This is a genomic window from Gardnerella sp. DNF01159, from assembly GCF_049244215.1.
GTDB classification, from domain to species: Bacteria; Actinomycetota; Actinomycetes; order Actinomycetales; family Bifidobacteriaceae; genus Bifidobacterium; species Bifidobacterium swidsinskii.
In genome coordinates this window covers 677497-689721 of sequence record NZ_CP058387.1, presented here as the reverse complement: position 1 = coordinate 689721, position 12225 = coordinate 677497, and the positions used below count along the sequence as shown (strand labels likewise).

9 protein-coding genes and 1 riboswitch are annotated in these 12225 nt (G+C 40.0%); of the genes, 5 read left to right on the top strand and 4 right to left on the bottom strand.

Annotated features, from left to right (window positions below; translation table 11 throughout):
* The first annotated feature begins 42 nt into the window (after positions 1 to 42).
* The gene (locus HXT39_RS02540; RefSeq protein WP_004108881.1) at positions 43 to 1644 is read left to right on the top strand and encodes an ABC-F family ATP-binding cassette domain-containing protein; all 1602 of its coding nucleotides are present in this window, start codon (positions 43 to 45) and stop codon (positions 1642 to 1644) included.
* Between the two features lie 46 nt (positions 1645 to 1690).
* On the top strand, positions 1691 to 3907 hold the full coding sequence (locus HXT39_RS02535) for a beta-carotene 15,15'-monooxygenase (RefSeq protein ID WP_103013863.1): 2217 nt from the start codon (positions 1691 to 1693) through the stop codon (positions 3905 to 3907).
* A gap of 19 nt (positions 3908 to 3926) precedes the next feature.
* On the opposite strand, the gene HXT39_RS02530 is transcribed toward HXT39_RS02535, so the two are convergent.
* The 3 genes from HXT39_RS02530 to HXT39_RS02520 form a co-directional block, all read right to left on the bottom strand.
* Positions 3927 to 5114 (bottom strand): pyridoxal phosphate-dependent aminotransferase, encoded by a 1188-nt coding sequence (locus HXT39_RS02530; protein ID WP_004108878.1) that lies wholly within the window; start codon positions 5112 to 5114, stop codon positions 3927 to 3929.
* A gap of 93 nt (positions 5115 to 5207) precedes the next feature.
* Positions 5208 to 5981 (bottom strand): polyphosphate--glucose phosphotransferase, encoded by a 774-nt coding sequence (gene ppgK / locus HXT39_RS02525; RefSeq protein WP_004108876.1) that lies wholly within the window; start codon positions 5979 to 5981, stop codon positions 5208 to 5210.
* A 93-nt stretch (positions 5982 to 6074) separates the two neighbouring features.
* Positions 6075 to 7109, bottom strand: a complete 1035-nt coding sequence (locus tag HXT39_RS02520) for a glycosyltransferase (RefSeq protein WP_004108875.1) — start codon at positions 7107 to 7109, stop codon at positions 6075 to 6077.
* Positions 7110 to 7181: 72 nt separating this feature from the next.
* A riboswitch (FMN riboswitch) is annotated at positions 7182 to 7328 on the top strand.
* Between the two features lie 6 nt (positions 7329 to 7334).
* Between HXT39_RS02520 and HXT39_RS02515 the strand changes: the two genes are divergently transcribed.
* The 3 genes from HXT39_RS02515 to HXT39_RS02505 all read left to right on the top strand — a co-directional run bounded on the left by HXT39_RS02515 (position 7335) and on the right by HXT39_RS02505 (position 10772).
* Positions 7335 to 7904: an ECF transporter S component gene (locus tag HXT39_RS02515; protein WP_004108872.1), complete on the top strand. Its 570-nt coding sequence runs from the start codon at positions 7335 to 7337 to the stop codon at positions 7902 to 7904.
* Positions 7905 to 7951: 47 nt separating this feature from the next.
* Positions 7952 to 10276, top strand: coding sequence for an energy-coupling factor transporter ATPase (locus tag HXT39_RS02510; protein WP_103013881.1), 2325 nt, complete (start codon positions 7952 to 7954; stop codon positions 10274 to 10276).
* A 190-nt stretch (positions 10277 to 10466) separates the two neighbouring features.
* The gene (locus HXT39_RS02505) at positions 10467 to 10772 is read left to right on the top strand and encodes a YhbY family RNA-binding protein (protein WP_004108863.1); all 306 of its coding nucleotides are present in this window, start codon (positions 10467 to 10469) and stop codon (positions 10770 to 10772) included.
* 13 nt (positions 10773 to 10785) lie between these two features.
* On the opposite strand, the gene HXT39_RS02500 is transcribed toward HXT39_RS02505, so the two are convergent.
* On the bottom strand, positions 10786 to 12174 hold the full coding sequence (locus HXT39_RS02500; protein WP_102703135.1) for a replication-associated recombination protein A: 1389 nt from the start codon (positions 12172 to 12174) through the stop codon (positions 10786 to 10788).
* Positions 12175 to 12225: the final 51 nt, after the last annotated feature.

The window sequence follows — 12225 nt, the reverse complement described above, 5'->3', positions numbered from 1 at the left end:
TAAATACTAACAGCCTAAATTTTGGGGAACGGAACAGACATTATGCCTATTGACGCACAAGCTTTAACCATTCAGATTGGTGCGCGAACGCTGTTAAATCCTACCGATTTTCACGTCACAAAAGGAGATAAGATCGGTTTAGTCGGCAGAAACGGCGCAGGCAAAACTACGCTTACTCGCGTTATTACAGGAGACATGCTGCCAGCAGGAGGCTCGGTTAGAGTTAGTGGAGGTTTAGGCTACTTACCTCAAGACACGCACGCAGCAGACCCAGAGCAAAGTGTTATAGATCGCATTATGAGCGCTCGAGATATTGCTTCTATCGTTTTGCGTATTCGCAAAGCGGAAAAAGAAATGACAGATCCAGATCCAGACATAATGACTAAAGCTATGAACCGCTACGACAAAGCAATGCAAGATTTTGAAAAAGCAGGCGGTTATTCAGTGCAATCTGAAGCAATATCGATGGCAACCAGCCTGGGACTTCCACAAGAAGTTATGCAACAAGCTTTAGGCACACTTTCAGGTGGTCAACGTCGCCGCATAGAACTTGCTAGAATTCTGTTTTCTGACGCAGACACATTAATTCTCGATGAGCCTACAAACCACTTAGACGCAGACTCAATAATATGGTTGCGCAATTATCTTAAACGATTTGAAGGTGGATTCCTAGTAATTTCTCACTCCACAGAATTACTAGACGAAGTAGTCAACAAAGTATGGCATTTAGATGCTCAACTTGCAAAAATAGACATGTACTCAATGGGTTGGAAAGCATACTTGCATCAGCGCGTAGTAGACGAAGAAAGACGTCGTCGCGAACGAGAAGTTGCAGAAAAGAAAGCTGAACGTCTTATGAAACAAGGCATTCGCTTGCATGCTAAAGCTACAAAAGCAGTTGCTGCTCAAAACATGATGCGAAGAGCTGAACGCTTATTAAGCGAAACAAGTGAAGCTCAAAAACAAGAAAAAGTTGCAGATATTCGTTTTCCAGAACCAGCTGCATGCGGAAAAACTCCAATTATGGCAAAAGATATTTCCAAAGCGTATGGTTCTAATATTGTTTTCGCTGGAATTAACCTTGCTATAGACAAAGGTTCACGCGTTGTCATTCTAGGCTATAACGGTGCTGGAAAAACAACAACATTACGCATTTTGGCAGGAGAAGAAACAGCAGATACTGGTGAAGTTCAATACGGACACGGATGCAAAATAGGTTATTTTGCACAGGAACACGATACATTAGACTTGGATTCTACAGTTTTGGAAAACCTTCAGCACGTTGCACCAAACCTGGATGACACGCAAGCACGTTCTATGCTTGGCAGCTTCCTGTTTTCCGGCGACGACGCAATGAAGCCTGCAAGAGTGCTTTCAGGCGGCGAAAAAACGCGTCTAGCACTTGCAACACTAGTAACTTCCAAAGCCAATGTGCTACTACTAGACGAACCTACTAACAACTTAGACCCAGCATCTCGAGATGAAATACTTAAAGCTATTGCAAAGTATGAGGGAGCAATTGTTCTTGTTACACACGATGAAGGTGCAGTTCAAGCCTTACAACCTGAGCGAGTGCTACTCATGCCTGATGGCGACGAAGATTTGTGGAATGACGAATATCTCGATTTAGTTGCCGAAGAGTAAAATGTTGAACTGAATTACTTGAATTGTGCAATAGAATGGTTAAGCAGTGATTTCAACATACGCGTCTAAGACTTTGCCAAATACGGCGAATAGTGCCAACAGTCGTATAAGCAATCAAATTGACAATCATTGCATAAAACGTGCGCTACATTTTTTGCGAATACCATTCATCGTAATAATTCTTATAACCTTATTTGAATGTTCTATTGGAAATCTGCCATTTTGGAGTAGTGTTACAGGAAGTACAGATAGCATTTCTGCGCACAACGATATAGGTTCTGGAATTAGACGCTTAGATTCCGGCGGCATTCTTATAACGGATCCTTCAGAAGCATATTTAGAAGTAACATCCGACGGAAGTTCGCCTTATATTCGCTTAGAGCCTGCGATTATTAAAAAGAAAAGCAAAAATAATAATCTTATTTCAAACATCAATGTTTTAGTTGAAGCAAACAAATACTTAAGCAAACCTCAAAGCACAAACACTGCTTCTCTAAACCCATCTTTGCTTAAACTTCCAAAACAAGCAATAGGGAAATCTTGCATTGTTAGAGTGTGGCTGCAACATCCAATAGGATCAATATTGAATATTGAAGACTCAAGAGCAAACGTTCGAGTGCCTTTTAGATGGTCATGGGGTCGCGTATTAATACTTGCTATTTTTGCATTTTTTGTTACGCTTTGGAATCCTTGGTCCAAGCTTTGGAAAATTAAACTCAACACTCATAGTCTTATTCAATGTTGCTGCTTTGCTGCTTCTCTTCTTCCATTTATTGCTGTTGGTTTAATAACTATTTTTTGGAATTTACGAAACGCAACTCCTATGCATTTTTATACAAACGGTAATTATGCATATGATTTTGATCAATATGCTCACACTGCAGACGCATTGTTAAAAGGTCAAGTGCATTTAAATCTCCCTGTTCCTAATGAATTAGAACACTTGCAAAATCCTTACGATCCTACGGCTAGAAATAATTTGTTAAACCACTCAGTACAACATATGTATTGGGATTACGCATACTACAAAGGTCACTGGTATTCCTACTTCGGAGTTCTTCCAGCAATATTGCTATTTTTGCCTTATCGCATTATTTCAAGACTATGGACTCCAGAAGGCTCTATGCTTCCAACAACAGTAGCTACGATAATATTCTTAATTGGTTTTCTTATAGCAGGCTCCCTATTGGTTATTCGAATTATTGAGCAGACTTCAAAAAAAGTATCTTTAGGAACGACATCCATTGTTCTTGCTTTATTCTTCATTACTTCAAATACAGTGTATTTGTGGTTTAGAACGTCATTTTATTCCGTACCTATGGCAGCGTCACTTTTCTTCACATCTCTTGGATTGTGGTGCTACCTAGGTTTTAATAAAACACACTCTTTGCTAAATATTGTTTTAGGTTCTTTCTTTATTGCATTAAATTTAGGATGTAGACCTACTTTTTCTATAGCTGTTCTTTTTGCACTTCCTGCAATTTATTCGCATATAGAAAAAGATTTACCAAATATTTTGCGCAACTGGAAAAAAGTTTCTTCATGGCATAAGCCTTTTAAATATTTTGCAGCTTGGATACTGCCATGCGTAATGACTGCAATTCCATTTGGCGTTTATAATCTTTTGCGCTTTGGCTCACCGTTAAATTTTGGCAATGAGTATCAAATAACTATTACTGACATGACGACTATGCGTTTGCCGTCACAAAATATTTTGCCGTCTATTTTTAGCTATATTGCGCTACCTTTGCGTTTTATTCCAACTTTTCCTTGGATTGGTATTCAGCCTATCGCATTTGACCGTTGGCAATACGCAGAGCCTATGATTGGCGGAATGTTTACACTTTCACCATTGGCATTAGTTGGCATAATATGCGTATTTATTATGAAAAAACGCTGCCACACGCATATTGCTTGGCGCACAAGCGTAATAGCTATAATAGTTGGGCTTGTTCTCATTGTTTTCGACAGTTTAAAAGCTGGTATCGGATGGAGATATATCGCTGATTTTGCGTGGGCTTTTGCTATAGCTGCCGCAATTGGAATTAGCTTGCTTTTAGAGTATGCGTCCACCTTGCAATCAGAAAATTCTTTACATAAAAAAACTATTGCTTACACAATACGCTTACTTGTAGCAGTATTGCTATTTGCTTCTATTGCTATCGCTGTACTCAGTTGGTTTGTTACAGGACGTGAAGACAGCACGCTTCGTTTTAATCCAAACTTATGGTTCGCGTTTAGAAGTTGGATGACATTGTTTTAAATAATTATTTATATAATTACTATTCTTCTAACAATGCATCTACAGTTCGAAGAAGCGCATGTAATCCGCTAATAAACTGTTGCGGCTCTGGCAATAATGACAATGCTAAATACCCATTAACTGGCATATCGAAATAATATCCAGGTTGAGAAACTAGATTATAATCTTTCATCAATCTCAAAGCTAATACATCATCGTCAATGCAAGATGGTACACGCAATAAAATATTCCATCCGCCTTCTGCACGCAACGCGCTAACACAGCATTTAGGCGTGGATACCAATGTTTCTCGAAGCGTATGCAGATTATTAATAACACGATTCCGTACAATAGCGCTTTGAGAAGATGCATATTGCAATAATTCTGGTATTCGCTCAGAAACAGTATTACCAATAGGCAAAAAATCATCCGCTATAACGTCAAGCCTTTTTTGTGCTTCATAAACATCATCTTTAGGACCTGAAACTTCAATCCAACCAACTTTGGCGTGAGGAGCAGCAAGCATTTTGGAGAATCCATCAAGCGCAAAAACTAAAGTAGAAGATTCTCCAGCAAAACGAGCATTGCCAGCAAAAGATTCAAGCGAATATTCATAAAATACTTCGTCTGCAATAATCGCAACACCATTATCACGACATAATTGCAATAGTATTTCACGTTCTTCAGGCTTAACATATGAGCCTGTAGGATTATTTGGATTAATAAGCACAAGAGCTTTAATACGCAAAGACGCATCTTCTAAAAGTTCTCTAACACGCGCAATATCAATAGTCCAAGAACCATCATAGTGCAAAGGATACGGTATTGCATTCACGCATTGCAAGCGTGCAATAGACTCTATAAGAGGATATCCAGGAGTTGGTCCCATAACAGCATCCCCTGCATCGCATAAAAGCATCATAAGCCATGCGTAAGCTTGAGAAGTTGAAGAAAGCACATAAAGCTGATCTGGATTAAGCTTTGGTGGAACAGACTTTTCAGTGCGGTTATCTCGCTTATTGATGAAGTTTGAAAGAATATCGCGAATTTCCTTAGGACCTCTAGGGTCTGCTGTGTAACATCCGCTTAAACATTGAGGAGCTAAGCCGTGAGACGTTGGATTGGAATCGTTTAATTTAGTAAGCTTTACGCCATTAAAAATAGCTTTTCGCTGAGCTAAAATAATAGGATTTGGCTCACTCACATCTACTCTAGAAGAAAATCGCACGAAACTACCCTAACACTTGGCATAACAAAAGCTGGGCTGCAGCATAAACTGCTCACCCAGCTCAATAGATAACAAATAATATTTAGTTATTTTTTAGTTTTGCTGCATTTTTTGCATTGCATAGTAAGCTGCACCAATAATTCCAGCCTCATTATGCAATGTTGCAACAACAATAGGAGTTTTAATATCGATATGCGGCAAGAACTTTTCGCTTACGCGGCTAACACCACCACCGACAACAAACAAATCTGGGTTGAAATACTTTTCCATCAAGCCGTAGTACTTAGTCAAACGCTTAGCCCACTTCTTATAGCCCATATCCAACTTTTCACGAACAGAAGAAGCAGCGTACTTTTCAGCATCGCCTTTACCTTTTTCAAGCTGAATATGACCAAGCTCAGTGTTTGGAATAAGCACACCGTTGTAAATCAAAGCCGTGCCAATACCAGTGCCCAGAGTAGTAGCAATAACCAAGCCATCCTTGTCTTTTGCTGCACCAAAACGCTGCTCAGCTAAACCAGCAGCATCGGCATCGTTAACTACTGTTACAGGACGACCACAAGCCTCGCTAAAGACTTCAGTAACATCAACACCAATCCAAGACTGGTCAAGATTTGCCATAAAATCAAGCTTCTTACCAGGCTTAATTGGAGCAGGGAACGCAATTCCAACAGGAACATCTGCAGGTACTTCAAAATGTTCAAGCTGCTGACGAACAATATCTGCAACTGCTTGAGGCGTAGAAACCGCAGGAGTGAGAATTTTGTATCGAGGTTCTGCGAACTCTCCCTTTTCCAAATTTACTGGAGCAGCCTTAATACCGGATCCACCAATATCGACGCCAAATGCTTGTGCAGTGTCAATCATTTCACTAACACTCCCCTCTGAATGTGTGCTGTATGGACAATTACCAGTATTCTATCGTATATCTGATACGACACGCTTACTGTTTACTAACTTCTACTTCAACGAAGGCATAGGTTTCCAGTCTTGATCGTGCAAAATTTTTCGAGAATCAATCCAACCGGTAAACAATTTACCAATACCCGAAATAATATGCTCACGATCGACAGCAATCAAACGAATAATCTCTTTAGCAGCTGTTAAAGCAGTTCCAAGCGCAAACATAAACGGACGAAAATCACCATAAACCATAAAGTAGCGAGCCATAAAGCCTCTATTTCGCATAATATGATAACGATTCATGTCCGATGTTGAATTTAGCTGACGCACTCCTGCAATATCCCAATTAGGAATATCACGAGTGCGACGAAGAATAATATCCGGAACAACAATAGGGTTCGTAACCTTACTCGCAAGATACCCGTAAGTAGTATCATCCCAGTAAATAAAGTAGCGCGAATCCGGGAAGCCGATTTTTTCAACTATATCTCGACGAATCAAGCCGCCCTCAAAACACATCGTATTCATAACTTTGTATCCAGCTCTGCCGAAAGCAGCAGGAGCAATAGGATTTGGAATACCAAGCGGAACCAAAAAATCATACTGCCAGTAGAAATTACCGCCGTCGTAATCTAAACGACTTCCTTGAACAACAGCGTGACGCTTAGTCCAAGGAGCAAGACGCTCAATAGATTCAGGCACTGTTTCAACATCGTCATCCATAACCCAGAACCACTTAGCTCCAAGTTCATAAGCTTTTTTAACACCAGCACTAAAACCGCCAGCACCACCAAGATTTTCATCTTGCGGAGCATACACAACATGAAGTTCATTGCCTTCACAATCTTTTTGAGCTTTACCCCAACGATTAGTTAAAGAAGCTTCAAGACGAGCAACCATTTCGCCGGTTTTGTCACTGCACTCATTGTCAACAACGACAATACGCCAAGGGCATTCTTTTAAACATTCAAACGAATGGAATAAATTCTCCAAAAGCTCTTGACGCTTATAAGTGACAACAACAATAGCTAATTTATCAATGCTAGTTGCGTTATTAGTACTAATTTTTTTTGATGCACTCGTATTGCTCATACTTGTATTCTCGCACCTACCCTCGCCACACAATTATCACAACAATGTTCTTAGCATGAGATACAAAAGAATAGTTAGTTTCAGGGAAGGTGAAAATCCTTACTGGCGGTAACAAAATACGTGTTTCATGCGTTTTTGAAGCCCGCGAGCAGCTTACAAGCTGCTGATTCGGTTAAATTCCGAAGCCAACGGTTACAGTCCGGATGAAAGAAACGGAGACCCATCATGGGCATTTCTAATACAAATAATCACCAAACTTATGCAAAGAATTCTAACTGGTCTAGTGAAAAAATAGCAAAATACGCTCTATTCGTGGCGCTTTCAATGGCGGTAAGTTTCATAGAATTCCCGCTTATTCCAGACCTCAGCTATCTTAAATACGATCCTTCTGGAATCGTGTGTCTCGTAGCAGGATTCGCGTATGGTCCTGCAGCTGCAGCAATCGTAAGCATACTCGGCTTTGCACCACACTTATTTACCAATCCACTCGGCACAGTTATGGCAGTGCTAGTATCTTTAGGAGCTAGCGTTACAGCAGCAATCGTATACAAAAAAATGCATACCAAAAAAGGCGCAATCATTGCACTTTTGGCAGGCTCGATTGTTGCTATTGCTCTTGCAATAGGTGGAAATCTTGTTATTACTCCTCTTTACGCTCACATAACTGTTTCGCAGGTTGCGGCTCTTATTCTTCCAGCATTACTGCCATTTAATATTATTAAACTTGCTTTGCACGTAGTAGTAACTATGCTTATTTACAAACCAATTTCTAACCTGCTACACGAAAATAAATAATTATCCCAAACGGAATAGTTATGCATAATATCAGCACAAGTAATAGCATGAACGAAGCTAAGAAGCACATGATTGAAAACAATTCGCAAGTAGTGTTGCGAAATATTTGCTTTAGCTACGATGATGGAAAAACTTGGACGCTTAATAATTTAAGTCTTACAATTAATCCTGGCGAACGCGTGGCAATTGTGGGATTAAACGGTTCTGGTAAATCAACCTTAGCAAAAATTATTGCAGGTTTAACAGCTCCAGATAGCGGTTATGTTACATTGTGCGGCGAAAAAGTTTTTGAAAATACTACTGCTTGTGCTGAATCATATAAAAATGCACGAAAATATATTGGTGCACTTTTCCAAAGTCCTGAAGACCAGATTATTACCACAATTACTGAAGAAGATGTTGCTTTTGGACTAGAAAATTTGCAATTCCCTCAAAAAGCAATGTATAAGCGTATCAGTGAAGCTTTAAAAACTGTTCATATGGAAGATAAACGTTATGCTGACCCTAGCACTATGAGCGGCGGACAGCAGCAACGAGTAGCTTTAGCAAGTGCTATTGCTATGAATTCTAAACTGCTTGTTCTTGACGAACCTACTTCTATGCTCGACTCGTTCGCACGTAAAGACGTTGATGCTTTATTTGATAATTTGCACAAAAATGGCACTACTATCGTTCAAATTACACATAATTTTGAGGAATGCAAACGCGCAAATCGCATACTTTTACTAGAAAATGGTAACCTGAAAGAAATAAGCTTTAATGGTTTAAAAACTTACTTTTCTAATATTGAATCAGCAAATAATCATGTAACTAAAATTAGCGAGAACAAGAACTTAACAGATAGCAGATTCAAAGAAAATAAGTCAGATATCGCTGTAGAAATTTCCGGACTAACTGTTCAATATGATAAAACTTCTCCAGCTGTTATTGACGATTATTCACTAACTGTTAAAAGCGGCGAAACAGTTGCAATAATGGGCGAAAACGGCTGCGGTAAATCAACTCTTGCTAAAACAATGTGTGGATTGTTAGAAGCCAATTCAGGAAATATAACAGTACATGGCATATCTGTTAAAGGTAAAACATCTAGAATAATACGACAAAAACTACATCAAACAATTGGCTACGTTATGCAACTGCCAGAACAACAGCTTTTTGCTGATACAGTACGGAACGATGTCGCTTATGGGCCAAAAAATTTTGGGCTAAAAGACAGTGCTCTTAAAGAACGTGTGGATGAAACACTACGCTTACTGAACCTTGAGAATTTGGCTGAAAAATCACCTTTTGCGCTTTCTGGAGGTCAGCAGCGTCTTGTTGCAATAGCTGGCGTTTTAGCTTGCAAGCCACGCGTACTCGTACTGGATGAGCCAACAGCTGGATTAGATTTTGAAGCTGCGTTACGTATCCGAAAAATTCTTGGAATGCTACATAATCAAGGCGTAACCATAATACTTATTACGCATAATCTTCAAGAAGCAGAAAATTTAGGCGCAAGACTAGTAACATTAAAAACAAGGAATAAAGCAAGCAATAAAGAATGCAGCACAGCAAAAAATATTGAAAATACCAAAAACAAAGAAAGTTCCACAAAAGCAAAAACAACTTCGTTACTTCAATCTTTTGACCCACGCGCAACGCTTCTATCATGCTTTATTCTTATGCTAAGTGCTTTTAGTATTACTAACTACATACAGTTAGCTATTCTTGCTTTTGTAACATTTACTCTAACTGTTGCTGCAAAAATACCATTCGTTAAACTTATTGCTTCGCTGCACATGATTATTGCAATATTTGTTTTCTCCGGACTACTTAATATTCTCGCAGTGCGAACCGGCACAGTGCTAGCAAATATTGCAACTATTCCTATTACAACCGATGGAATTAACTATGCAATACTTTTTGCAACACGATTCTCGCTTGTTATTATCATTGGAGCAGTTCTAGTACTAACAATGAGCCAAACAACGCTTAACGAATCTTGCACACGATTACTATCACCACTTCGACATATTGGAATACCAACGCAAGAAATAGCACTTATTATGAGCCTAGCGCTACGATTCTTACCAACGCTTAGCGCAGAAGCGCACTCTGTGGCACTAGCGCAAATCGCTCGCGGAAGTAGCATTCGCGATGGTTCTTTTAAACAACGAGTACACGCTATAACAGCTTTAATTGTGCCAGGTTTTGCAGGAGTAATTCGCCATGCTGACATTCTTGCGCTCGCATTAGATGCACGCTGTTACACGCCTGGAGCTGAAAGAACTCACTTGCACTCATGGAAAATGCGTATAAAAGATGTACTGCTATTAGTAGTTACTCTTTGTGTTGTAAGCGCGATTATTGTGTGCAAAATGCTACCTTTGTAATAAAAAATTTTGAAAATATTTCACCTTTTGCAGCAAGCGCAATAAATACGGAATAACTACGGAATAAATGCGCAATAAATAAATTTGTATTATCACATGCAACAATGCGCAATATACTGTATAATCCGTTAAGCACTATGTAATTTATGTAATATTTGCGTTATAAAACTTGCATTTGAAAGGACTCCTTATGGCATTGACAAAGAAGCAGATTAAGCAACTTCGCGCGCTCGCTAATACGCTTAGCCCACTTTTATACGTTGGCAAGAACGATATTACTGATGCAGCTGTGAAGCAAGCAGACGAAACCATGCAGTACCACGAGCTCATGAAGTGTGCTGTGCAAGATGGTTCCGGATTAAGCGCCAAAGAAGCTGCTGATGCACTTGCTCAAAAGCTCGGTGCCGAAGTCGTGCAAGTAATCGGCAATCGTTTTGTTTTGTTCCGCGTATCCCCATTAGACAGCGTTGAACACATTATGCTTGTGCGTGAATAAATAAATAAAACATTTACGAATTAGTTTTATTATTTTTATTTTCAGAATTGTGAAGAATGGCACGGATTTGAGATAAGCGTTGAGTAAGCTCATGCTCGTAGCCACGATTCGACGGCTGATAGTATTCGCGACCAACTAGCTCATCTGGCATATACTGTTGCGATGCCACAGCACCCGGATAATCGTGAGCATACTTGTACCCATCATGGTTTCCCCAACTTTTCATCAAAGCAGTCGGGGCGTTTCGCAAATGAAGAGGCACTTGACCAATATTTCCAGCATCAACATCTTGCAAAGCCTGATTAATAGCATTATAGCTTGCGTTTGATTTAGGAGCGGTTGCTACAGCAATTACAGCTTCCGAAAGAATAATGCGTGCTTCCGGCATTCCTATTAAAGCAACAGCTTGAGCTGCAGCAACAGTTACTTGCAAAATTTGCGGAGCTGCCATGCCAACTTCTTCTGCAGCAGCAATCATAATTCGTCTGGCAATAAAACGCGGGTCTTCCCCAGCTCTAAGCATTCGCGCTAAGTAATGCAAGGACGCGTCAACATCACTTCCGCGCATCGACTTAATAAAAGCAGAAATCACATCGTAATGATCGTCGCCGTCTTTGTCATAGCGAACTGTGGTAGTGTCCATTACGTTAGAAACAACATCGGCAGTAATAACAGGTTTCTTTTTGCCATGCTGTAACGCAACATCTCCTGTTACTGCCCCTGCAGCCGCCTCTAAAATAGTGAGAGTTTTGCGAGTATCTCCCCCACTTAAGCGAATAATAGAATCAATAGCGTCATCGTCGATTTTAAGCTGATTATTAAGACCATTTTCGCTAGTTAGTGCACGTTCTATAAGAGTGTGTAAATCTTCAACGCTAAGTGACTCAAGTTTAACAACTATTGATCTGCTAAGTAGCGGCTTAATGATTGAAAAGCTCGGGTTTTCAGTAGTAGCACCAATAAAAGTTACGTCGCGATTTTCAACGCTTGGAAGCAAAGCATCTTGTTGAGATTTAGAAAAACGGTGAACTTCGTCAATAAATAAAACTGTTTCTTGACCATTACTAACTAAACGCTCATGCGCGCGATCAAGTACCGCTCGAACGTCTTTAACTCCAGAAGTTACAGCAGAAAGCTCTTCAAACACGCGACCAGACTGACGAGCAACAATATAAGCGAGCGTAGTTTTGCCAACTCCCGGAGGACCAAACAACACAACAGAACTTGGAGCAGTAAGAGAACCTTTAGATTGCGGATTTGCAAGCCTGCGCAAAGGAGAACCTTCTTTTAGAGCATGCGACTGCCCTAGCACGTCTTCAATACTGCTCGGGCGCATACGCACTGCCAACGGACGAGTTACATCACTCGGCGCGCTACTTGCTGCAAATAAATCCTGCTCCATAAATACCAGCTTACACTACATATAGAACAAACGTTCGATTGCATTTTGCGT

What these genes read in the sequence shown, in the direction of transcription:
- HXT39_RS02515 (WP_004108872.1), top strand. Translation starts at nt 7,335, where the DNA reads ATGGGCATTTCTAATACAAATAATCACCAAACTTATGCAAAGAATTCT.
- HXT39_RS02510 (WP_103013881.1), top strand. Translation starts at nt 7,952, where the DNA reads ATGAACGAAGCTAAGAAGCACATGATTGAAAACAATTCGCAAGTAGTG.
- HXT39_RS02520 (WP_004108875.1), bottom strand. Translation starts at nt 7,109, where the DNA reads ATGAGCAATACGAGTGCATCAAAAAAAATTAGTACTAATAACGCAACT.
- HXT39_RS02500 (WP_102703135.1), bottom strand. Translation starts at nt 12,174, where the DNA reads ATGGAGCAGGATTTATTTGCAGCAAGTAGCGCGCCGAGTGATGTAACT.
- HXT39_RS02540 (WP_004108881.1), top strand. Translation starts at nt 43, where the DNA reads ATGCCTATTGACGCACAAGCTTTAACCATTCAGATTGGTGCGCGAACG.
- HXT39_RS02505 (WP_004108863.1), top strand. Translation starts at nt 10,467, where the DNA reads ATGGCATTGACAAAGAAGCAGATTAAGCAACTTCGCGCGCTCGCTAAT.
- ppgK (WP_004108876.1), bottom strand. Translation starts at nt 5,981, where the DNA reads ATGATTGACACTGCACAAGCATTTGGCGTCGATATTGGTGGATCCGGT.